We start from the raw sequence: 22,374 nt of genomic DNA on the forward strand, positions 1-22,374 counted from the left end.
GTTTTTATCTGTTTCGTTAGAATAGGGCCGTCACGTTGTTGCGTTACCAGGCTATGCTCAGAGCAATGAGATCGCGCATATAGACATCGTTTGACGTGCTGTTAAAATCGCTCACACCTAAACAGGCGGATACGGTAGCGTTCCGTCATGGATGGCAATCAGCGATAGCCATAATTCACAGGGAGACATCTATGAAGCTTCGCCTGTCGGCGCTGGCGCTGGGAACCACACTGCTGGTCGGGTGTGCGAGTTCCGGTACAGAACAGCAGGGGCGTTCAGACCCATTTGAAGGGTTTAACCGCACCATGTACAACTTCAACTTTAATGTGCTGGACCCGTATGTTGTTCGGCCGGTCGCGGTCGCCTGGCGTGATTATGTTCCACAGCCTGCGCGTAACGGTTTAAGTAATTTCACTGGCAACCTCGAAGAACCGGCGATCATGGTGAACTATTTCCTGCAGGGCGATCCTTATCAGGGTATGGTGCATTTCACCCGTTTCTTCCTGAACACCTTATTAGGGATGGGCGGCTTTATTGACGTCGCGGGAATGGCGAATCCTAAGCTGCAGCGCGTTGAACCGCATCGCTTTGGCAGTACGCTGGGCCATTATGGCGTGGGGTATGGGCCTTATATGCAACTTCCGTTCTACGGCAGCTTCACGCTGCGTGAAGATGGCGGGGATATGGCGGATACCTTGTATCCGGTGCTCTCGTGGTTGACCTGGCCAATGTCCATAGGAAAATGGACTATCGAAGGGATAGAAACCCGCGCGCAGTTGCTGGACTCCGATGGTTTGCTGCGCCAGTCTTCCGATCCTTATATTATGGTGCGCGAGGCGTACTTCCAGCGTCATGACTTTATCGCCAATGGCGGAAAACTCAAGCCGCAGGAAAACCCGAACGCACAGGCGATTCAGGACGAACTCAAAGAGATCGACTCGGAATAAACGGCAGTAAATAAAAAGGTGAGCGCAATGCTCACCTTTTTGATCCGTTTCAGAAAGAGATTAGAACGCGTAGTTAAAGTTAGTACCGAACAGCCAGGCTTTCCCTTCAGATTCAAACTGATAAGGGCCTTCATTAATTTTCACGCTCTGACCATGCATATAAGAGACGCCAACGTCGACAGACGCATCTTTATTAAAGGCGTAAGTCGTACCGGCGCTCAGCCAGAAACGGTCCTGGTCCGGAATAGAGATAGAACGGTTTTGCGCTGGTACCGGGCTGTCATCGAAGGCGATACCGGTACGGAACGTCCAGTTGTCATCGTAGTAATAGGTGGTGCCCAACGCAATGCGATAAGCGTCTTTAAAGCCTTCATGCTTCTCAAAGAGCGTATCGCCAGCGGTCGATTTTGCCTTCAATTCCTGGAACTGGCTCCAGCTGGTATAGGCCAGGCTATAGTGGATGGCCCACTGTGGCGCCACACGGTTATAACCGGACACTTCCCACATTTCCGGCAGATTCAGCGTCAGGTAGCCTGACTGCGTCGCGCCGCCAGTTGCCGTTGGGATAGGCAGGTTAAATCGGTTTATAGCGATGGGAAGATCGCTACTGTAGTTGCCTTTAAAGTCAATTTTGACTTCCGAGCGGTAGGTCAGCGCGTAGCGGTTATTTTTATCCAGTTCATAAAGGATACCGGCATTCCAGCCAAAGCCCCACTGATTACCGTTCAGGTGGGCAATCTTGGTGTCGCTGGGAATCTGACCCGCGACCGGCGCCAGCGCCGGATTCTGTGCCGCGACCAACTGGCCTAAATCGCCCGCAAAACGTTCGATTTTTGCACGCGCGTATACCGCATCAAAGCCGAGGCCGAAGCTCCAGGCCTCATTTAAGCGATAAGCGCCGCTTAAATTCAGGTTCATGGTTTCAAGATCGGTCGTACCGCCAACCGAGCCGCCGGCGTATGTGTCGTTAAACTCTGTCGCCAGACCATAGTTAGAGGTAATAGAAGCCCCCCAGCCAAACTGGTCGTTAATCGGGGCGACAAAATGGACGTTCGGCACCCAGGCCGTCGGCGCGATGTTATCCGCATCTAACGTCCGACGAGATGGCGATGTCCCGCTAATATTAACATCAGGATCAATATAAACCGCGCCCGCTGAAAACGTCGGGCGGTCAAACATGGTAATTAACGCCGGGTTGCGGCTAACGTTACCCGCATCATCTGCGATTGCGCCTTCACCCGAATAGGCCCGGCCAAGGCCAGAGGAAGAAAATTCGTTTAACTGAAAGCCTGCAGACCAGGCCTGGGTGGAGATGATTGCCACTGCGACTGCGAGAGCAGACTTTGTAAACAGGGTTTTCTGGCTCATGACCATAACCTCATTGATTATTTTTATACAAACTATGTTACATGCTGTAACAGGAGCGCGAAGTGTAGGGTCTGCGGTACGACTTAGAAATCAGACCAGTGGCGAGAGTATAGGTCTGACCAGCTAGAATGTTGCAAGTATGTTTATAAGTTTTTTCAATTGTGATCTTAGAAACGAGATCTGGCTGGCAAAATCGGCGGGCTTAACGGTCACCCGATCGCGCGATTTTTGTTTTAGATCATTTTTAAGTGTGATTTCGGTCACTTAACGCGTTTCCCACCATTAACGACTGGAGAGGCGAATGCCGGGAGCGTAAAATATCCCCATCGTTTATCTGGCACCCTGGGTGCAAATACAGAGGAAATCTACAATGAGTAAATGCAGTGCTGATGAAACCCCGGTTTGCTGCTGTATGGACGTTGGAACCATCATGGACAACTCCGATTGCACCGCGTCATACAGCCGCGTATTCGCTACCCGCGCAGAGGCTGAAGAGACGCTGGCGGCGTTAACCGAAAAAGCGCGTAGCGTGGAGTCTGAACCTTGCCAAATTACGCCAACCTTTACCGAGGAATCCGAAGGCGTTCGTCTGGATATTGATTTTGTTTTCGCCTGCGAAGCAGAAACGCTGATCTTCCAGCTCGGCCTGCGTTAATCCGTTCATTCACGACGCCTCCGTCATCATCTGGCGGAGGCGTTTTCTTTTTTTGTCGCTTCCCTTCACTGTGCCTTGGCTCCCACTTTCTTTTCTCTCTGCTTGGCTAAATGTAAAAAATTGGTTAAGACTGTGATCAGGTCAGACCACTAATTTATTTTTTACAGGGGAGTACTATGCGTCAGGCTTTACCGTTGGTCACCCGCCAGGGCGATCGCATTGCTATTGTCAGTGGGTTACGAACCCCCTTCGCTCGTCAGGCCACTGCATTTCATGGTATTCCCGCTGTTGATCTCGGCAAGATGGTGGTAGGCGAGCTGCTGGCGCGCAGTGAAATTCCAGCCGATGCCATTGAGCAACTGGTTTTTGGTCAGGTAGTACAAATGCCGGAAGCCCCCAATATTGCGCGCGAAATTGTGCTGGGTACGGGGATGAATGTTCATACCGATGCCTATAGCGTAAGCCGCGCCTGCGCCACCAGTTTTCAGGCGGTAGCGAATGTGGCGGAAAGCCTGGTGGCCGGCACGATACGCGCGGGTATCGCTGGCGGCGCAGATTCGTCGTCGGTACTGCCAATAGGCGTGAGTAAAGCCCTGGCGCGGGTACTGGTTGATATCAATAAAGCCCGGACGACCCGCCAACGGCTGACGCTTTTTTCTCGTCTGCGCTTACGCGACCTGCTGCCTGTGCCTCCCGCCGTTGCTGAGTATTCCACCGGTCTGCGCATGGGCGATACCGCCGAACAGATGGCGAAAACGTATGGTATTACGCGTGAACAGCAGGACGCGCTGGCGCATCGTTCACATCAGCGCGCCGCGCAGGCATGGGCGGATGGCAAATTGGCGGAAGAAGTGATGACGACCTATGTGCCGCCGTATAAAAACCCCTTTGCAGAAGATAACAACATTCGCGGCACCTCCACGCTGGCGGACTACGCTAAACTGCGTCCCGCTTTTGACAGAAAACATGGCTCTGTGACCGCCGCCAATAGTACACCGCTGACCGACGGCGCTGCCGCCGTTATTCTGATGACCGAATCCCGCGCTAAAGAGCTGGGGCTGCACCCGCTTGGTTATCTGCGCAGCTACGCCTTTACCGCTATTGATGTCTGGCAGGACATGCTATTGGGGCCGGCCTGGTCAACGCCGCTGGCGCTGGAGCGGGCTGGGTTGACGATGGCAGATCTGACGCTTTTTGACATGCATGAAGCGTTTGCCGCTCAGACTCTGGCGAACTTACAACTGCTGGGCAGCGAACGATTTGCCCGTGAGGTGCTTGGTCGTGCGCAGGCGACAGGGGAGGTAGATGACGCTAAATTCAACGTGCTCGGCGGCTCAATCGCCTACGGGCATCCTTTTGCCGCAACGGGCGCACGGATGATAACCCAAACGTTGCATGAATTACGGCGTCGGGGCGGAGGTTTTGGCCTGGTCACAGCCTGCGCGGCTGGCGGTCTTGGCGCGGCGATGGTTCTGGAGGCGGAATAATGACTACCACATCAGCGTTTATGCTTAACGTGCGTCTGGATAATGTCGCAGTTGTCGCTATTGATGTCCCTGGAGAAAAGGTGAACACCCTGAAAGCGGAGTTTGCCGCGCAGGTACGCGCCATCCTGAAGCAGATCCGGGAAAATAAAGCGTTGCAGGGCGTTGTTTTTATCTCAGCCAAAGCAGATAACTTTATTGCTGGCGCTGATATCAACATGATAGGTCACTGCCAAAACGCGCAGGAAGCGGAAACGCTGGCGCGTCAGGGGCAACAACTGATGGCGGAGATTCAGGCGTTGCCTGTTCCGGTTATCGCCGCCATTCATGGCGCCTGTCTGGGGGGCGGCCTTGAAATGGCGCTGGCCTGCCATCGGCGCATCTGTACCGATGACGTTAAAACCGTTCTTGGACTGCCGGAGGTACAGTTAGGGCTTTTACCGGGATCGGGCGGAACGCAGCGACTTCCACGGCTGGTGGGGGTCAGTACCGCGCTGGATATGATCCTGACAGGTAAACAGCTTCGCGCCAGACAGGCGCTTAAAGCCGGGCTGGTTGATGATGTGGTGCCGCAAACTATTTTACTGGAAGCGGCTGTCGAGCTGGCTAAAAAAGAACGCCTGGCGCAACGGACATTGCCGGTCCGTGAACGTATCCTGGCGGGGCCGCTGGGGCGTGCGCTGTTATTTCGCCTGGTGCGTAAAAAGACGGCGCAAAAAACGCAGGGTAATTATCCGGCGACGGAGCGGATCATTGATGTGATTGAAACCGGACTGGCGCAGGGCAGCAGTAGCGGCTATGACGCGGAAGCGCGCGCTTTCGGTGAGCTGGCGATGACGCCTCAATCGCAGGCGCTACGCGCTGTTTTCTTTGCCAGTACCGAGGTGAAAAAAGATCCCGGTAGCGATGCGCCGCCCGGCCCGCTGAACAGCGTGGGCATCTTAGGCGGCGGGTTAATGGGCGGCGGTATCGCCTGGGTTACGGCCTGTAAAGGCGGCTTGCCAGTACGAATTAAGGATATAAATACTCAGGGGATCAATCATGCTCTGAAGTACAGCTGGGATCTGCTTGAAACAAAAGTACGCCGCCGCCATATCAAAGCCAGCGAACGCGATAAACAGTTGGCGTTGATATCAGGTTCGACCGATTACCGTGGTTTCAGTCATCGTGATCTGGTCATTGAAGCGGTGTTTGAAGATCTGCCGTTAAAACAACAGATGGTGGCGGAAGTGGAACAAAATTGCGCTGCTCACACCATTTTTGCCTCCAATACTTCTTCCCTGCCGATTGGCGATATTGCGGCGAATGCGGCCAGACCGGAACAGGTGATTGGATTGCACTTTTTTAGCCCGGTCGAAAAAATGCCGCTGGTTGAGGTCATTCCTCATGCGTCTACTTCCGCGCAGACCATCGCCACGACCGTTAAGCTGGCGAAAAAACAGGGTAAAACCCCGATAGTCGTCAGCGATAAAGCCGGGTTTTATGTTAACCGAATTCTTGCGCCGTATATCAATGAGGCGATTCGGATGCTGACTGAAGGCGAACGCGTCGAACATATTGACGCCGCCCTGGTAAAATTTGGTTTTCCGGTGGGGCCAATCCAACTTTTGGATGAGGTAGGAATCGACACGGGCACTAAAATTATTCCTGTGCTTGAGGCGGCGTATGGAGAACGTTTTAGCGCGCCTGCAAATGTTGTCGCTTCAATTTTGAATGACGATCGCAAAGGTAGAAAAAATGGTCGCGGTTTCTATCTTTATGGCGAAAAAGGGCGTAAAAGCAAAAAACAGGTTGACCCTGCTATTTATAAGCTTATTGGCGTGCAAGGGCAGAGTCGACTATCTGCGCAGCAGGTGGCAGAGCGCTGTGTCATGTTAATGCTTAACGAAGCGGCGCGCTGTTTCGACGAAAAAGTGATTCGCAGCGCGCGCGATGGCGATATCGGCGCCGTGTTTGGTATCGGTTTTCCGCCGTTTCTCGGTGGCCCGTTCCGCTATATGGATGCTCTCGGGCCGGGTGAAATGGTGGCGACATTACAGCGCCTGGCCGCACTTTACGGTCCTCGTTACGCGCCTTGTGAACAATTAGTGCGCATGGCGGAGCGCAGGGAGCATTTCTGGACGAATGGGGAAACTGACCAGGGAAATTGAGGTCAAAGAGAATATGAATCCGCACTGAATGCCTCCTTAGTGGCGAAATAATAATCAATGATTGACTATACTTACGCCATTGAGGTAAAAAACAGCGTTTCATTCAGTGAATGGATAAGGCACAATGCCGGCCACCGCATTTTTGCCGCAGCCAATAGGGGCATGTGGTAAGCGTGTTGGTGAAACTGGTTAACAAAAGCGGTGCAATATGCAAGTTTTTATCATGCGTCACGGCGACGCAGCCCTCGATGCCGCCAGTGATTCGGTTCGTCCCTTGACCCCTTGTGGGTGTGACGAGTCTCGCCTGATGGCGAACTGGCTGAAAGGTCAAAAAGTGGATATCGAACGTGTTCTGGTGAGTCCGTTTCTTCGGGCCGAACAGACGTTAGATGTGGTCGGCGATTGTATGAATCTGCCGGCTCAGGTGGATGTCCTGCCGGAGCTAACGCCCTGTGGCGATGTCGGTCTGGTCAGCGCCTACCTCCAGGCGCTGGCCAATGAAGAGATCGGATCGGTGCTGGTGATCTCTCACTTACCTCTGGTCGGATACCTGGTATCTGAGCTTTGTCCGGGCGAAACGCCGCCGATGTTCACGACGTCCGCAATTGCCAACGTTACGCTTGATGAAAGCGGCAAGGGGACATTCAACTGGCAAATGAGTCCCTGCAATCTGAAAATGGCGAAAGCGATTTAATCTTTGCTGCCTGATGGCGCTTCGCTTATCAGGCCTACGACAGCGTTGGCTGTTCGTAGGCTGGATAAGGCGCTTGCGCCGCCATCCGGCAATTCCGCATCAGGGTAATTCGGGCGGTTGCCACTCTTCCACTTCAATCAACACCAGCAGCGCGGCGTCGCCGCCGTACTCTTTCGGCGCCTGATGAAAGGCCATCACATGCGGATGCTGCGCCAGCCATAACGGCGTTTGCTGTTTCAGAATATGTTTACCGTGTCCATGCATGACGCAGGCGCAAAAAATATGTTCCCGACGGCAGGCGGCAATTAGCGCCCCCAGTTCCTGCTTGGCCTGAAGCTGCGTTAAGCCGTGTAAATCCAGAAACAGTTCCGGCGAATAGTCGCCGCGACGCATTTTTTTTAGCTCGAAATGGCTGACATCTTCACGGACATACTTTACCGGCCCTTCCGTATTGAGCAGCGGCTGGAACTCATCAGAAAAATAGTGGCTGGCGTCCGCCTGTTCCTGAATTAACCTTCGGGTAGGGACTTCCGTGATTTTCTTGCGCAGTGGCCGATGGACGATAGTATCCTGTTTAATCTTTCGGGTGCCGACCATCAGCTGACGGAACAGCGCCTGGTCCTCCTCGCTGAGCGATGTTTTCTTTTTCATTCGTGGGTCTCGTCTGATCTTTTGCCTTAGTTTACCCGACCCGGAGGATATCCGAACGGTCAAAACGGATTTTTCGTATTCTCCCGCCGCGTCAATGCTGATTTATCCCTGTCTTCGTGGCAAACTAGCCGCCGAATTTAATGCGAGCATGCCCTGGAGGAATACGTGGATAAAATTTTCGTCGATGAAGCAGTAAGTGAACTGCATACCATTCAGGACATGTTGCGCTGGGCGGTAAGCCGCTTTAGCGCGGCGAATATCTGGTATGGACACGGTACCGATAACCCGTGGGATGAAGCGGTGCAACTGGTGTTGCCGTCTCTTTATCTGCCGCTGGATATTCCGGAAGATATGCGAACCGCGCGGCTGACGTCCAGCGAAAAACACCGCATTGTCGAGCGAGTGATTCGTCGCATTAACGAGCGTATCCCGGTCGCCTACCTGACCAATAAAGCCTGGTTCTGCGGCCACGAATTTTATGTCGATGAGCGCGTGCTGGTGCCGCGTTCGCCCATTGGCGAGCTGATTAATAACCACTTCGCCGGCCTTATTAGCCAACAGCCGAAATATATTCTGGATATGTGTACCGGCAGCGGCTGCATCGCCATCGCCTGTGCTTATGCTTTCCCGGACGCAGAGGTTGATGCGGTCGATATTTCGCCGGATGCGCTGGCTGTCGCCGAGCATAACATTGAAGAACACGGTCTTATCCATCACGTGACGCCAATCCGTTCCGATCTGTTCCGCGATCTGCCGAAAGTTCAGTACGATCTGATTGTCACTAACCCGCCTTATGTCGATGCGGAGGATATGTCCGATCTGCCGAACGAATATCGCCACGAACCTGAGCTGGGGCTGGCGTCCGGCACTGACGGCCTCAAATTGACCCGTCGTATCCTGGGGAATGCGCCGGATTATCTGTCCGATGACGGCGTTCTGATTTGTGAAGTCGGAAACAGCATGGTACATCTGATGGAGCAGTATCCGGATGTGCCGTTCACCTGGCTGGAGTTTGACAACGGCGGCGATGGCGTCTTTATGTTGACCAAAGCGCAGTTGCTCGCGGCCCGTGAACATTTCAACATTTATAAAGATTAAAACACGCAAACGACAACAACGATAACGGAGCCGTGATGGCAGGAAACACAATTGGACAACTCTTTCGCGTAACCACTTTCGGCGAATCACACGGGCTGGCGCTTGGGTGTATCGTCGATGGCGTGCCGCCCGGCATCCCGTTGACGGAGGCCGATCTGCAGCACGATCTCGACAGACGCCGCCCAGGCACCTCGCGCTATACTACTCAGCGCCGCGAACCGGACCAGGTAAAAATTCTCTCCGGCGTGTTTGATGGCGTGACGACCGGCACCAGCATTGGCCTGCTGATTGAAAACACCGATCAGCGCTCGCAGGACTACAGCGCGATTAAAGATGTTTTTCGTCCGGGACACGCGGATTACACCTATGAGCAGAAATACGGCCTGCGCGATTACCGTGGCGGTGGACGTTCTTCCGCGCGTGAAACCGCGATGCGCGTAGCGGCAGGGGCGATTGCCAAGAAATACCTGGCGGAAAAGTTCGGCATCGAAATCCGCGGCTGCCTGACCCAGATGGGCGACATTCCGCTGGAGATTAAAGACTGGCGTCAGGTTGAGCTTAATCCATTCTTTTGTCCCGATGCGGACAAACTTGACGCGCTGGACGAACTGATGCGCGCGCTGAAAAAAGAGGGCGACTCCATCGGCGCGAAAGTGACGGTGATGGCGAGCGGCGTGCCGGCAGGGCTTGGCGAACCGGTGTTTGACCGACTGGATGCGGACATCGCCCATGCGCTGATGAGCATCAATGCGGTGAAAGGCGTGGAGATCGGCGAAGGATTTAACGTGGTGGCGCTGCGCGGCAGCCAGAATCGCGATGAAATCACGGCGCAGGGTTTTCAGAGCAACCATGCTGGCGGCATCCTCGGTGGCATCAGTAGCGGGCAACACATTGTGGCGCATATGGCGCTGAAACCTACCTCCAGCATTACCGTGCCGGGACGTACGATCAACCGGATGGGTGAAGAAGTCGAGATGATCACCAAAGGGCGCCACGATCCGTGTGTGGGGATTCGCGCAGTGCCGATCGCAGAAGCCATGCTGGCGATCGTGCTGATGGATCACCTGCTGCGCCATCGGGCACAGAATGCGGACGTGAAGACAGAGATTCCACGCTGGTAAGAAATGAAAAAAACCGCGATTGCGCTGCTGGCATGGTTTGTCAGTAGCGCCAGCCTGGCGGCGACGCCGTGGCAGAAAATAACTCATCCTGTCCCCGGCGCAGCCCAGTCTATCGGTAGCTTTGCCAACGGATGCATCATTGGCGCCGACACGTTGCCGGTACAGTCCGATAATTATCAGGTGATGCGCACCGATCAGCGCCGTTATTTCGGCCACCCGGACTTGGTCATGTTTATCCAGCGGTTGAGTCATCAGGCGCAGCAACGGGGGCTAGGAACCGTCCTGATAGGCGACATGGGGATGCCTGCCGGAGGCCGCTTTAATGGCGGACACGCCAGTCATCAGACCGGGCTTGATGTGGATATTTTCTTGCAGTTGCCGAAAACGCGCTGGAGCCAGGCGCAGCTATTGCGCCCGCAGGCGTTAGATCTGGTGTCCCGCGACGGTAAACATGTCGTGCCGTCTCGCTGGTCGTCGGATATCGCCAGTCTGATCAAACTGGCGGCACAAGACAATGACGTCACCCGTATTTTCGTCAATCCGGCTATTAAACAACAGCTTTGCCTCGATGCCGGAAACGATCGTGACTGGCTACGTAAAGTACGCCCCTGGTTCCAGCATCGCGCGCATATGCACGTGCGTTTACGCTGCCCTGCCGACAGCCTGGAGTGCGAAGATCAACCTTTACCCCCGCCGGGCGATGGATGCGGCGCTGAACTGCAAAGCTGGTTCGAACCGCCAAAACCTGGCACCACAAAGCCTGAGAAGAAGACACCGCCGCCGCTGCCGCCTTCCTGCCAGGCGCTACTGGATGAGCATGTACTCTGATGGACAATTTTTATGATCTGTTTATGGTCTCCCCGCTGCTGCTGGTGGTGCTGTTTTTTGTCGCCGTACTGGCAGGATTTATCGATTCTATCGCCGGGGGCGGAGGGCTGCTCACTATCCCTGCGCTGATGGCCGCCGGGATGTCGCCGGCAAACGCGCTGGCGACCAATAAATTACAGGCGTGCGGCGGCTCCCTCTCGTCTTCGCTCTATTTTATTCGCCGTAAAGTGGTAAACCTGGCCGAGCAAAAGCTCAATATTCTGATGACGTTCATTGGCTCGATGAGCGGCGCGCTGCTGGTGCAGCACGTGCAGGCGGATATTTTGCGCCAGATCTTGCCTATCCTGGTGATTTTCATCGGCCTCTATTTTTTATTGATGCCGAAGCTGGGCGAGGAAGATCGCCAGCGCCGCCTGTATGGATTACCGTTCGCGCTGATAGCCGGGGGATGCGTCGGGTTTTACGACGGCTTTTTCGGGCCTGCCGCCGGGTCGTTTTACGCTCTGGCGTTTGTCACCTTATGTGGCTATAACCTGGCGAAATCCACGGCACATGCCAAAGTGCTTAACGCTACCTCCAACGTTGGCGGCCTGCTGTTATTTATCATCGGCGGCAAAGTGATCTGGGCGACGGGCTTCGTGATGCTGGTTGGTCAGTTTTTAGGGGCGCGAATGGGGTCGCGTCTGGTGTTGAGCAAAGGCCAAAAGCTTATCAGACCGATGATCGTTATTGTCTCGGCGGTAATGAGCGCCAGGTTACTTTATGATAGCCACGGACAGGAGATCCTCCACTGGTTGGGGATGAATTAATGAACAATACGCACCATTACGAACAGTTAATTGAGATTTTTAACGGCTGCTTTGCCGAAGAATTTAATACCCGTCTGATTAAAGGCGACGACGAACCGATCTATCTTCCTGCTGACGCGCAGGTACCGTACCACCGCATCGTCTTTGCGCATGGGTTTTACGCCAGCGCGCTGCATGAGATTTCTCACTGGTGTATCGCCGGTAAGGCGCGCCGCGAACTGGTTGACTTTGGTTACTGGTACTGCCCGGACGGACGCGACGCGCAGACCCAAAGTCAATTCGAAGACGTTGAGGTGAAGCCACAGGCTTTCGACTGGTTGTTTTGCGTGGCGGCGGGGTATCCCTTTAACGTCAGTTGCGACAATCTGGAAGGCGATATTGAGCCGGATCGCGTGGCGTTTCAGCGCCGGGTTCATGCGCAGGTAATGGCGTATCTGGAGCAGGGCATTCCTGAACGTCCGGCCCGCTTCATCAAAGCGCTACAGAATTACTATCACACGCCCGAACTTAAGGCGGAACAGTTCCCGTGGCCGGAAGCGCTTAATTAAAGCCAGCGCCACGTTTACAATGAGGAAAGAAGATGATCGCGGAGTTTGAATCACGCATTCTGGCATTAATTGACGATATGGTAGAGCACGCCAGCGACGATGAGCTTTTTGCCAGTGGATACCTGCGTGGCCACCTGACGTTAGCCATTGCCGAGCTGGAGAGCGGTGATGACCACTCCGTTGAGGCGGTCTATGCCAACGTTAGCCAAAGTCTGGAAAAAGCGATCGGCGCCGGCGAACTGTCGCCGCGCGATCAGGCGTTAGTCAAAGCGATGTGGGACAATTTGTTCGACAAGGCAAAACAATAACGCCGTGGGCCGGAAGGCGACGCTTGCCGCCTTCCGCTATTGACTGGCCCATTACTTCACCGCTTTTCCCTTCAATAACTTTCTCACCCATAACCGATTCGGATTTAACGCCGCCAGCGTACTGGCATCCAGTGGAATCGGCTCGTTACTCATCTGCGCCGCCAGAATTTCTGCGCATAATGGCGCTGAGCACAAACCGCGCGATCCCAGCGCGCCGAGCATAAATAAACCCGGATACACAGGCGCAGGCGCCGCCGACGTTTTATTATCGGCTAAATCGGCGTAATGCGTCAGCGTGGCATGGTAATCCGGGACATTGCCCACCATCGGCAGATGGTCGCGGGTGGCGCAACGCACGCCGCAACGGGCGCTGTTGCCGCTAACGTCAACCTCTGTGGCCCAGTTCGCATCCGGAAAACAGTCAAGCAGACGCTGTCGGTTCTGACGCTGATCTTCTTCGCGCCAGACGGTGCTTTCGTCACCCCGGTGATAGCTGGCGCCAATACAGTGCTGCTGATTATGCGCATTTTGCGGCGTCAGATAGCCGTCGTAGCATAACACCTGACGCAACGCCGAGAGGGCGGGGGTGGTGGGAATATGACTGACCTGCCCCCCGACGGCATAAACCGGCAGCGGCCGGGTCTGATCAAAACGGTTAATCTGATGGCCGTTCGCCAGAACGACGGTCTCATGGCTGGCGGTTTCACCTGACGCAAAGCGCAGTTGCCAGCGCGACTCCTGCGCAACGAGCGACGTGAGCGTATGGCGAAAGCGCGTTTGTAAACCCTGTTCGGTCGCCAGTGCGATGACTGCGCGAGTTAATTGTTCCGGGCACAGCCAGCCGCCTGCCGGATAGGTAATTCCTCCGCAGCGTGTCATCACGCCAACCGCCTGTTCCGCCTCTTCGGCATTGAGCGCCGAGGCCAGTCCGGCGGGCAGCGCCAGGGACAGCATCTGGGCAATTTTCTGCTGGCTTTTCTCATCCCATCCGAGCTGCGTCACGCCGCACCAGTCATGATCAAAAGAGACGGGCAGGGCATCATACAGGCGACGGGCAAAGGTGAATGCGGTCGGGAAAAAGCGATTAATGGCGGCGTCATGTTTGCTAAGGAGCGGATAAAGCGCGCCCTGTCGATTACCGGAGGCGCCCTGGGCGGGCTGGTCGTCCGCGCAATAGAGCGTCACCTGCCAGCCGCGACGCAGTAACGCCAGTGATAACAGCGCGCTGGCGATGCCGCCGCCAATGATCGCCGTTTCACGTTTTTCGCTTCCGCTGCGGTAAAACCAGGGCGCGGAAAGGGTCGGCATGAGGTGTTGTTCCATCACTCCACAAAGCATCTCGCGTTTACGTCCGAAGCCTTTGCGTTTTTGCATGGTAAAACCGGCTTCCTGTAATCCCCGACGAACGAAGCCCGCCGAGGTAAACGTCGCCAGCGTTGCGCCGGGCCGCGCCAGCCGCGCCATCGCGTTAAACAGGTTTGGCGTCCACATATCCGGATTTTTCGCCGGGGCAAAACCGTCGAGGAACCAGGCGTCGACTGTTTGATTCAGCGTGGCGTCCAGTTGGTCGGTCAGTTCATTAATATCGCCAAACCACAAATCCAGCGTCACCCGGCCCCGATCCAGCAATAGGCGGTGGCACCCCGGGAGCGGCAGCGGCCATTGCGCCTGCAGCTGCTCTGCCCAGGGCGCGAGCTCCGGCCAGTATTGGTGCGCCAGCGCCAGATCGTCGCGCGTTAACGGGAATTTCTCAAAACTGATGAAATGTAACCTTTGCAGCGTCGCCTGTGGGTGCGCAGAACGAAAGCTGTCAAACGCCTGCCACAGCGTCAGGAAGTTAAGTCCGGTGCCAAAACCGCTTTCCGCGACTATAAATAATGGATGTGAATGTACGGGAAATCGCTCCGCAAGACGATTGCCGCCAAGAAAAACGTAGCGTGTCTCTTCGAGTCCATTGTCATTAGAAAAATAGACATCATCAAAATCTCGGGAAACAGGTGTACCCTCAGCGTTAAATTCGAGTGTGGCGGGTTGTATGGCGTATTGTTTCACGTAAGTTACTCGTCTGACGGGCGGTATCGCGATCTTAACGATGTGTGCCTGACGGCGCAAATTTCCGTACTAAATGGCTGATCGGACTTGTTCGGCGTACAAGTGTACGCTATTGTGCCAATCGAAACTTAAAAATAGTGCGAATTACAGAGGTATTGAATGAAACGTGCAGTGATTACTGGCCTGGGCATCGTTTCCAGCATCGGTAATAACCAGCAGGAAGTCCTGGCATCTCTGCGTGAAGGACGTTCAGGGATCACTTTCTCTCAGGAGCTGAAGGACGCCGGCATGCGTAGCCAGGTATGGGGCAACGTAAAACTGGATACCACTGGCCTCATTGACCGCAAAGTCGTGCGCTTTATGAGCGACGCCTCCATCTATGCTTATCTGTCTATGGAGCAGGCAGTGGCCGACGCCGGTCTGGCGCCGGAAGTCTATCAGAATAACCCGCGTGTCGGCCTGATTGCAGGTTCCGGCGGCGGCTCCCCGAAATTCCAGGTCTTTGGCGCAGACGCCATGCGTAGCCCGCGTGGTCTGAAAGCCGTGGGCCCGTATGTGGTGACGAAAGCAATGGCATCCGGCGTTTCCGCCTGCCTCGCTACGCCGTTTAAAATTTATGGCGTGAACTACTCCATTAGCTCCGCTTGCGCGACCTCCGCACACTGTATCGGCAATGCGGTTGAACAAATCCAACTGGGCAAACAGGACATCGTTTTTGCTGGCGGCGGCGAAGAGCTGTGCTGGGAAATGGCCTGTGAGTTCGATGCGATGGGCGCACTGTCCACCAAATATAACGATACGCCTGAAAAAGCGTCCCGTACCTATGATGCGCACCGTGATGGGTTTGTCATCGCGGGCGGTGGCGGTATGGTTGTTGTCGAAGAGCTGGAACACGCTCTGGCGCGCGGCGCGCATATCTATGCGGAAATCGTCGGTTACGGCGCAACATCCGATGGCGCAGACATGGTTGCTCCGTCTGGCGAAGGCGCAGTACGTTGCATGCAGATGGCGATGCACGGCGTAGACACGCCGATCGACTACCTGAACTCTCACGGTACCTCTACTCCGGTAGGCGACGTGAAAGAACTCGGTGCAATCCGTGAAGTGTTTGGCGATAACAGCCCGGCAATTTCTGCAACCAAAGCGATGACCGGCCACTCGCTGGGTGCCGCAGGCGTGCAGGAAGCTATCTACTCTCTGCTGATGCTGGAGCACGGTTTTATCGCGCCGAGTATCAACATCGAAGAGCTGGATGAGCAGGCTGCGGGTCTGAACATCGTGACCGAAACGACCGAGCGTGAACTGACTACCGTAATGTCTAACAGCTTCGGTTTTGGCGGCACCAACGCCACGCTGGTGATGCGTAAGTTGTAAGCCTGACTATTACGTTGTAGTATCAATAATGAAACAGGTCGCTAATGCGACCTGTTTTTTCATTCAGGGAACAACAAATTATATGGATATTCTATAAATGCCAACTAATACATTAGATAAAATTAGGCATAGTTTGAGTTGTGTGGCTGTTTTATTTGGTTTGCTTGGCATTTTTGTTTTTGCCTCATTTTCGCCTTCCTATGCCTGGCTTTATTTGGGAGGTCTGGCTGCGCCTTTTATATATAGTATTGTTTTTGTCTATGCGATTGCCGCCTGGAGTATTTATTCAAAGTATTATCCGTTTTTATCATTGGGCCGCTTATCATTTGTGGAATGTTTTTTTCCGGCGCTGGCCCTGGTGTGCCTTACCGTTCTCTACAATGCTTTTAGTGGCCCGGAACCCTGGATGGCCGAGTTATCAAGGCAATTTTTTCTTCATAAATTTCTTAACACGCTGGCGATGTGCTTTCTGGCTCCTGTGGCGGAGGAAATTATATTCAGAGGGTTTTTATTAAACAGCAGTATCGGTTGGGGTCGGTACTCAAGAGCTTCCGGTATTATTATTACTTCACTCGCTTTTGCATTTATGCATACACAATATCTCTTTGCGGTGACTTTTGTTTATCTGTTTGTTTTTTCATCGATATTATGCGTTGTTCGAATGAGAAGCCGTGGGCTAATGATACCGATAACACTTCATATTTTAAATAATGCCTGGGTTGTTTTCGGCTTACTGTTTTCAGCGACGGAATAAGAGCCTGATGAAATAGGCGCTTTAACCTCTCCGGTACGAACAAGAGACCGATGGCGATTCCCTTTTTTAATGCTTCTTATACTCCGGCGCGACTTTCGCTGACCAGGCCTCAGCCTGGGTGATGGCGCCTGCGTCATAAATCGGCTGTTCATAACCCTTATCAGCATCCCGAACGCGGTAAATTTTCCAGCGTCCCTCTTCCCAACGGGTATAAACTTCCAGGTGGATGGGCGTTGACTCTGTAGCCAACAGAACATCCACTTTTTCTCCGCCGAGGAAAGGGTGTGCCTTCCCAACCCGTAACTGTGGAATCCACTCTGGCGCATAGTCCTGCGCATACATAAAATAATCAGCCCCCACAATCTCCTGTTCATAAAGGGACTGTATTAGCGCCAGGCGATGAATAACCTCTTTAGCGACGTAACGTTGCATTAAGGCGGTGGTGTCGTCAGGGGGATTCACATCGTTCGTGAACGTCGTCATCCATGAGGTATAGAACTGCTTCACGGCCTGCGTACTGTCGTGATGAGGCGCAGAGCAACTACAAAGCAACAGGATAAGCGCGACAAGGGAGAACGTTTTCATTAATTCTTCCTGTAGATGGTATATGAGGGCCTGGCTGCCCGGTAGCCCGGGCCGGCCCACATATCGCGTTGTTTAAAATCTGAATACCACTCTGTGCCATCGTATATCGCCATGTGACCGCTCGGGTTTCCGCCAGCGTAAGGTTGAATAATGATGACGTCACCCTCGCGCGGCATTTCATAGGTGCCAATAGCGGTGAATCCGGCGCTTCTTAACATTGGGCCATAATCTTTCGCATGATACGTATGCCCCAGCGTGATACCGCCCGCCTGAATTGCCTTTCGGGTAAATTCCGCACACCGGCCTTGAGAATGAGAACCTGCATGCGTTTTGGCATAATTAACCGCCATTCTTTTATCCCAACTCATAATGATTCCTGTTAATAAAATACGTAATAGCAATGACGTAATGCTTTAACAGTATTTGATTCGGGAAGCATGACAGATAGTGCTATTACTATTTCCAATAGAATAAGTTTAAATATTTATTAATTGTTGGGATTGATTAGTTAAGGCTAATTTATTCAGCATTAACTATTATTCTGCGGTATCGGCATCATTTTTTATTTGCATATCATCATAGCGCGACGGCCAGATCTCTTTCGGCGTGATGCCCAGCGCGTCCGCAATAATCCGTTCAGCTCTCGGCCAGGAACGGGTAAAGACATTGTGCAGTGAATCAGGTGATAAACCGGCCTGACGAGAAAGATCTCTGAGCGTAATACCTCTTTTTTCAAGTGCACTTTTAATATCTGCACGATGCCAGTCTTGGCTTTTTGGTTCCATTCTGTAATCCTAAGAAGATGTGTTATCGGCGCCGATATTTTTTAGATGAAAATTAGCGCATGGAAAAGGAAGTTACTTTCTTTTTCACGCTAAGAATAGTGCCAGAAAGAAAGCAAAATTTCGCGCAAAAGAAGAAATATTTTTATTTCATCAGGGGAAAGGAAAGAAACCGATGGCAAAGGAATGGTTCACGGTTAAGGAATGTCTTGGCTTACCGGGGTTTCCGGGAAGCGAGCCTGCGGTTCGCGAACGTTTGTATAAGTACAGCGAAGGGAAAGAGGGTGTCAGGCGTAAGCGTGTTAAATCAAAGGCCGAGGAGTTTCATATATCTGTTTTCCCTCTTTATGTTCATCGTTATCTTGACGACAGCGGAGAGGAACCGACGCCAGAACCCATTTCCTTACAGGAAGCGGAGCCTGAAGATATCTGGGAGATGATGTTCAGGTTACTGACGCCAGAACAGCGCAAGCAGGTGACCGGACGCTTTAAGGTGAGAGGAATGAAAGCGGTCTTTCCCTTTCTGTTTGATGACACGCCGCCACGTTGATACCCTGGCCGCAATTTCAAGGTTGACAAGTTTCGCGTCTCACAGGCAGACTTCACTCTCTACATTATCCTTCCGATAATGCGTAAGCGTTTAACGTTATCCAACGCACCTTAATCCTGACGTTCAGGTAGAGGGGGGCGTGGCATTTCCCCGCCTTACTCTGCATTCTGGAGTAATGCATGACAGCCGTTAGCCAAAAAACAACGATCCCGTCTGCGAATTTTTCGCTGTTCCGCATCGCCTTTGCGGTTTTCCTGACCTATATGACGGTCGGCCTGCCGTTACCCGTCATCCCGCTTTTTGTCCATCACGAACTGGGCTATAGCAATACGATGGTTGGGATCGCCGTGGGCATTCAGTTTTTTGCGACGGTACTGACGCGCGGCTATGCCGGACGGCTGGCGGATCAATATGGCGCTAAACGATCGGCGTTACAGGGAATGTTTGCCTGCGGGCTGGCGGGCGCCGCCTGGCTCCTGGCCGCGCTGTTGCCGGTTTCCGCGCCGGTAAAATTCGCGCTGCTTATTGTCGGGCGTTTGATCCTCGGATTTGGCGAAAGCCAGCTGCTGACCGGAACCCTGACCTGGGGACTGGGGCTGGTTGGCCCAACGCGTTCCGGTAAGGTGATGTCGTGGAACGGAATGGCGATTTACGGCGCGCTGGCGGCCGGTGCGCCGTTGGGCTTGCTGATCCATAGCCACTTTGGCTTCGCGGCGCTGGCGGGGACGACGATGGTTTTACCGCTGCTGGCCTGGGCATTCAACGGCACCGTGCGTAAAGTGCCTGCGTATACGGGGGAGCGACCTTCACTGTGGAGCGTGGTCGGGCTTATCTGGAAACCGGGCCTGGGCCTGGCATTGCAGGGCGTGGGCTTTGCCGTCATCGGTACGTTTATTTCACTTTATTTTGTCAGCAATGGCTGGACGATGGCGGGATTCACCCTGACCGCGTTTGGCGGTGCGTTTGTACTGATGCGCATGTTGTTCGGTTGGATGCCGGACCGCTTTGGTGGCGTGAAGGTCGCCGTTGTCTCATTGCTGGTTGAGACGGCAGGGCTGCTGCTCTTGTGGCTGGCGCCGACGGCCTGGATAGCGCTGGTAGGCGCGGCGCTCACCGGGGCAGGGTGTTCACTGATTTTCCCGGCGCTGGGCGTGGAGGTTGTGAAACGCGTACCTGCACAGGTACGCGGTACGGCGCTCGGCGGCTACGCCGCGTTTCAGGATATCTCCTACGGCGTTACCGGCCCGCTGGCGGGCATGCTGGCCACGTCATGCGGCTATCCTTCCGTATTCCTCGCGGGAGCGATCTCCGCAGTGGTTGGCATCCTGGTGACGATATTATCGTTCCGGCGTAGTTAAGAAACCAGCCAGAAAAGCGCCAGTACAATTATTAGCGCGATAAACAACAGGCCTGGTCGCGCAGACAGATTTTTCACGGTTTCAATCATCGGCGCGAACGGACGGTAGATGGGTTGAATAGAGAGCGGTTCAAGCTCATCCGCCTCTCGCTCTACGCGACGCAGGAAAATATGGTTAAGTAAATCCTGTACCTGTGCGGTGGTCAGCACCGTTTGCGGCTGAATTTGATAAGTGTGTTGGGCATACTCTTTGATCGCTGTGAGCTCGTCTGGCTCAAGCGGTTGTTTTAACGCAGCCTGCAGCGTATGTAGCGTAGGCGCGTGTTGTAGTGACAGCGTCTGCCGCGCCTGTAGCCATGTCGCCAGATGAGTAAACTGTTTTGCCGGAATGAGCTCGCCGCTTTTCACGCCGGAGAGTTCCAGCATTGATTGCCAGATAAGTTTGTTTGACTCGCCGGTCGCGGCTGCCAGCTTCGTCACCAACTGATTCAACGTATTATGTTCAGCAGGCAATAATGGCCGATCCGTTGCCGGACGTTGCTGCGGCTGCGGAATGGAAAGCTGCCCCTGTTGCAGGAGCGTCAGCACGTTTTTGAGTTGATCGGGCGTAAGCTGGCTAAGCGCGGTTTGACCGTATTGCTGACGGATAAAATCGCTGACGGCCTGACGATTATTCCCGACGCCAAGCAGCTCTGTTAGCTGTGAAAGTACCTGACGATTGGCGTGATTTTGCTGCGCTACGCCCAGACGCTGGGTAAGATTCTGTTCAGCGGCGGGGAAGTGGCGCGACAGTAGCGGCGCGTCATTTTTTATCCCCAGATCGTGTTTCATTCCGGCCCATACTTCCGCGCTTTGCTGCTGGGTCAGTGAAATCAGGCGTGTGATCAGCCTTTCCAGTACCGTACGCTGTTGCATGGAAAGCGGCTGCTCGCTCGCAGCGGAAAGAGGATTACGCCCTTCGCCTGGAGGCTGTGCAGGGGCGCCGGAGATGGGATGCATAATTAATTATCCTTTAACCATAAATCTGAGCAATATATGCCTGGCGGCCAGATTATGGCACACTTGTCCGGTTAACTCTCGTTCTCAAACAGGTACGACAGTCGTGAAAATTCTCGTTGATGAAAATATGCCTTACGCCCGCGAATTATTTAGCCGCCTGGGTGAGGTAAAGGCAGTGCCGGGTCGCCCGATCCCCGTTGAAGAATTGAACCATGCCGATGCGTTAATGGTGCGTTCGGTCACGAAAGTGAATGAATCGCTGCTGAGCGGCACGCCGATTAACTTCGTTGGTACTGCTACGGCAGGCACCGATCATGTGGATGAGGCATGGCTGAAGCAGGCGGGCATCGGTTTTTCAGCCGCGCCCGGCTGTAATGCTATCGCCGTGGTGGAGTATGTGTTTTCCGCGCTGTTGATGCTGGCCGAACGTGACGGCTTTTCGTTACGCGATCGCACTATAGGGATTGTCGGCGTGGGTAACGTCGGAAGCCGGCTACAGACCAGGCTTGAAGCGTTGGGTATCCGCACGTTGCTGTGCGATCCGCCACGCGCCGCACGCGGGGACGAGGGTGATTTTCGTACGCTGGATGAGCTGGTGCAGGAAGCGGATGTCCTGACTTTCCATACGCCGCTCTATAAAGACGGACCGTACAAAACGCTGCATCTGGCCGATGAGACGCTGATCCGTCGACTGAAACCCGGCGCCATTCTCATTAACGCCTGCCGCGGTCCGGTGGTGGATAACGCCGCATTGCTGGCGCGACTCCATGCCGGGCAGCCGCTGAGCGTGGTGCTTGATGTGTGGGAGGGCGAACCGGATCTTAACGTCGCGCTACTGGAAGCCGTGGATATCGGCACGTCGCATATTGCCGGCTATACGCTGGAAGGCAAAGCGCGCGGCACCACCCAGGTCTTTGAGGCGTATAGCGCGTTTATTGGCCGCGAGCAGCGTGTCGCGCTGGAGACATTACTGCCTGCGCCTGAGTTTGGTCGTATTACGCTTCACGGCCCGCTGGATCAACCGACGCTGAAAAGACTGGCGCATTTGGTGTATGATGTGCGCCGCGACGATGCGCCGCTGCGTAAAGTCGCTGGAATTCCGGGTGAATTTGATAAATTGCGTAAAAATTATCTTGAGCGCCGTGAATGGTCGTCTTTATACGTGATGTGTGACGACGAAACGGCAGCCGCCTTGCTGTGTAAGCTAGGTTTTAACGCTGTTCATCACCCGGCACATTAATGTCTTCTTAATGCTCCCTG

General features: G+C 54.0%; 23 protein-coding genes. 16 read left to right on the forward strand and 7 right to left on the reverse strand.

Annotated elements, in window-relative coordinates; genetic code table 11:
- The first annotated feature begins 191 nt into the window (after positions 1-191).
- On the forward strand, positions 192-947 hold the full coding sequence (mlaA, locus tag ABVM99_RS13915; protein WP_000776787.1) for a phospholipid-binding lipoprotein MlaA: 756 nt from the start codon (positions 192-194) through the stop codon (positions 945-947).
- A 60-nt stretch (positions 948-1,007) separates the two neighbouring features.
- Here the strand turns inward: mlaA and fadL are convergent, their stop codons facing one another.
- Positions 1,008-2,315 (reverse strand): long-chain fatty acid transporter FadL, encoded by a 1,308-nt coding sequence (fadL, locus tag ABVM99_RS13920; RefSeq protein ID WP_001518618.1) that lies wholly within the window; start codon positions 2,313-2,315, stop codon positions 1,008-1,010.
- A gap of 370 nt (positions 2,316-2,685) precedes the next feature.
- On the opposite strand from fadL, the gene ABVM99_RS13925 reads away from it, so the two are divergent.
- The 4 genes from ABVM99_RS13925 (at position 2,686) to sixA (ending at position 7,298) form a co-directional block, all read left to right on the forward strand.
- A complete protein-coding gene (locus ABVM99_RS13925; RefSeq protein ID WP_000030904.1) occupies positions 2,686-2,970 on the forward strand; it encodes a YfcZ/YiiS family protein in 285 nt (94 codons plus the stop codon).
- Positions 2,971-3,146: 176 nt separating this feature from the next.
- Positions 3,147-4,457, forward strand: a complete 1,311-nt coding sequence (gene fadI, locus ABVM99_RS13930; RefSeq protein ID WP_023194396.1) for an acetyl-CoA C-acyltransferase FadI — start codon at positions 3,147-3,149, stop codon at positions 4,455-4,457.
- Entirely contained in the window at positions 4,457-6,604 is a 2,148-nt protein-coding gene (fadJ, locus tag ABVM99_RS13935; RefSeq protein ID WP_000214145.1) for a fatty acid oxidation complex subunit alpha FadJ, read from the forward strand. The genes fadI and fadJ overlap by 1 nt, the downstream gene beginning before the upstream one ends.
- A 208-nt stretch (positions 6,605-6,812) precedes the next feature.
- Positions 6,813-7,298: a phosphohistidine phosphatase SixA gene (gene sixA / locus ABVM99_RS13940; protein ID WP_001195800.1), complete on the forward strand. Its 486-nt coding sequence runs from the start codon at positions 6,813-6,815 to the stop codon at positions 7,296-7,298.
- Between the two features lie 99 nt (positions 7,299-7,397).
- Here sixA and smrB read toward each other — a convergent pair whose 3' ends face one another.
- A complete protein-coding gene (gene smrB, locus ABVM99_RS13945) occupies positions 7,398-7,949 on the reverse strand; it encodes an endonuclease SmrB (RefSeq protein WP_000730794.1) in 552 nt (183 codons plus the stop codon).
- Between the two features lie 165 nt (positions 7,950-8,114).
- Here smrB and prmB point away from each other — a divergent pair, with 165 nt between their 5' ends.
- The 6 genes from prmB to ABVM99_RS13975 are packed head-to-tail and all read left to right on the forward strand — an operon-like array spanning position 8,115 to position 12,661.
- Positions 8,115-9,047 carry a 50S ribosomal protein L3 N(5)-glutamine methyltransferase gene (prmB, locus tag ABVM99_RS13950; RefSeq protein ID WP_001542329.1) on the forward strand — a complete coding sequence of 311 codons (933 nt, stop codon included), beginning with the start codon at positions 8,115-8,117 and terminating at the stop codon, positions 9,045-9,047.
- Between the two features lie 35 nt (positions 9,048-9,082).
- Positions 9,083-10,168, forward strand: coding sequence for a chorismate synthase (gene aroC / locus ABVM99_RS13955; protein WP_000918457.1), 1,086 nt, complete (start codon positions 9,083-9,085; stop codon positions 10,166-10,168).
- Positions 10,169-10,171: 3 nt separating this feature from the next.
- On the forward strand, positions 10,172-10,996 hold the full coding sequence (mepA, locus tag ABVM99_RS13960) for a penicillin-insensitive murein endopeptidase (RefSeq protein ID WP_000750428.1): 825 nt from the start codon (positions 10,172-10,174) through the stop codon (positions 10,994-10,996).
- Positions 10,996-11,805 carry a sulfite exporter TauE/SafE family protein gene (locus tag ABVM99_RS13965; RefSeq protein ID WP_000368599.1) on the forward strand — a complete coding sequence of 270 codons (810 nt, stop codon included), beginning with the start codon at positions 10,996-10,998 and terminating at the stop codon, positions 11,803-11,805. The genes mepA and ABVM99_RS13965 overlap by 1 nt, the downstream gene beginning before the upstream one ends.
- Positions 11,805-12,353, forward strand: a complete 549-nt coding sequence (locus tag ABVM99_RS13970; RefSeq protein ID WP_001066345.1) for an elongation factor P hydroxylase — start codon at positions 11,805-11,807, stop codon at positions 12,351-12,353. Before ABVM99_RS13965 ends, ABVM99_RS13970 begins: the two co-directional genes overlap by 1 nt.
- Before the next feature lie 32 nt (positions 12,354-12,385).
- Complete coding sequence (locus tag ABVM99_RS13975; RefSeq protein WP_000559749.1) at positions 12,386-12,661, forward strand: YfcL family protein; 276 nt, start codon at positions 12,386-12,388, stop codon at positions 12,659-12,661.
- Between the two features lie 51 nt (positions 12,662-12,712).
- Here the strand turns inward: ABVM99_RS13975 and mnmC are convergent, their stop codons facing one another.
- Positions 12,713-14,713 carry a bifunctional tRNA (5-methylaminomethyl-2-thiouridine)(34)-methyltransferase MnmD/FAD-dependent 5-carboxymethylaminomethyl-2-thiouridine(34) oxidoreductase MnmC gene (gene mnmC / locus ABVM99_RS13980; RefSeq protein WP_052938241.1) on the reverse strand — a complete coding sequence of 667 codons (2,001 nt, stop codon included), beginning with the start codon at positions 14,711-14,713 and terminating at the stop codon, positions 12,713-12,715.
- A gap of 159 nt (positions 14,714-14,872) precedes the next feature.
- Here mnmC and fabB point away from each other — a divergent pair, with 159 nt between their 5' ends.
- Both fabB and ABVM99_RS13990 read left to right on the forward strand, forming a co-directional pair.
- Complete coding sequence (gene fabB / locus ABVM99_RS13985; RefSeq protein WP_000817161.1) at positions 14,873-16,087, forward strand: beta-ketoacyl-ACP synthase I; 1,215 nt, start codon at positions 14,873-14,875, stop codon at positions 16,085-16,087.
- A gap of 97 nt (positions 16,088-16,184) precedes the next feature.
- Complete coding sequence (locus ABVM99_RS13990) at positions 16,185-16,841, forward strand: CPBP family intramembrane glutamic endopeptidase (protein WP_023233534.1); 657 nt, start codon at positions 16,185-16,187, stop codon at positions 16,839-16,841.
- Between the two features lie 66 nt (positions 16,842-16,907).
- Here ABVM99_RS13990 and ABVM99_RS13995 read toward each other — a convergent pair whose 3' ends face one another.
- The 3 genes from ABVM99_RS13995 to ABVM99_RS14005 all read right to left on the reverse strand — a co-directional run bounded on the left by ABVM99_RS13995 (position 16,908) and on the right by ABVM99_RS14005 (position 18,211).
- Positions 16,908-17,426: a YbjP/YqhG family protein gene (locus ABVM99_RS13995; RefSeq protein WP_000847534.1), complete on the reverse strand. Its 519-nt coding sequence runs from the start codon at positions 17,424-17,426 to the stop codon at positions 16,908-16,910.
- On the reverse strand, positions 17,426-17,794 hold the full coding sequence (locus ABVM99_RS14000; protein ID WP_000118256.1) for an NlpC/P60 family protein: 369 nt from the start codon (positions 17,792-17,794) through the stop codon (positions 17,426-17,428). The genes ABVM99_RS13995 and ABVM99_RS14000 overlap by 1 nt, the downstream gene beginning before the upstream one ends.
- 168 nt (positions 17,795-17,962) lie before the next feature.
- Positions 17,963-18,211 carry a transcriptional regulator gene (locus ABVM99_RS14005; RefSeq protein ID WP_052938240.1) on the reverse strand — a complete coding sequence of 83 codons (249 nt, stop codon included), beginning with the start codon at positions 18,209-18,211 and terminating at the stop codon, positions 17,963-17,965.
- Positions 18,212-18,383: 172 nt separating this feature from the next.
- Between ABVM99_RS14005 and ABVM99_RS14010 the strand changes: the two genes are divergently transcribed.
- Positions 18,384-18,758 (forward strand): hypothetical protein, encoded by a 375-nt coding sequence (locus tag ABVM99_RS14010; RefSeq protein ID WP_001051266.1) that lies wholly within the window; start codon positions 18,384-18,386, stop codon positions 18,756-18,758.
- A gap of 179 nt (positions 18,759-18,937) precedes the next feature.
- Positions 18,938-20,116, forward strand: a complete 1,179-nt coding sequence (locus tag ABVM99_RS14015) for an MFS transporter (RefSeq protein ID WP_052938239.1) — start codon at positions 18,938-18,940, stop codon at positions 20,114-20,116.
- On the opposite strand, the gene flk is transcribed toward ABVM99_RS14015, so the two are convergent.
- Positions 20,113-21,114, reverse strand: a complete 1,002-nt coding sequence (flk, locus tag ABVM99_RS14020) for a flagella biosynthesis regulator Flk (protein ID WP_000553395.1) — start codon at positions 21,112-21,114, stop codon at positions 20,113-20,115. The two genes, ABVM99_RS14015 and flk, sit on opposite strands and share 4 nt — an antisense overlap.
- A gap of 103 nt (positions 21,115-21,217) precedes the next feature.
- On the opposite strand from flk, the gene pdxB reads away from it, so the two are divergent.
- Positions 21,218-22,354 carry a 4-phosphoerythronate dehydrogenase PdxB gene (pdxB, locus tag ABVM99_RS14025; RefSeq protein WP_052938238.1) on the forward strand — a complete coding sequence of 379 codons (1,137 nt, stop codon included), beginning with the start codon at positions 21,218-21,220 and terminating at the stop codon, positions 22,352-22,354.
- The last annotated feature ends 20 nt before the right edge of the window (positions 22,355-22,374 follow it).

The organism is Salmonella sp. SJTUF15591, assembly GCF_043356435.1.
Taxonomy (GTDB): Bacteria; Pseudomonadota; Gammaproteobacteria; order Enterobacterales; family Enterobacteriaceae; genus Salmonella; species Salmonella enterica.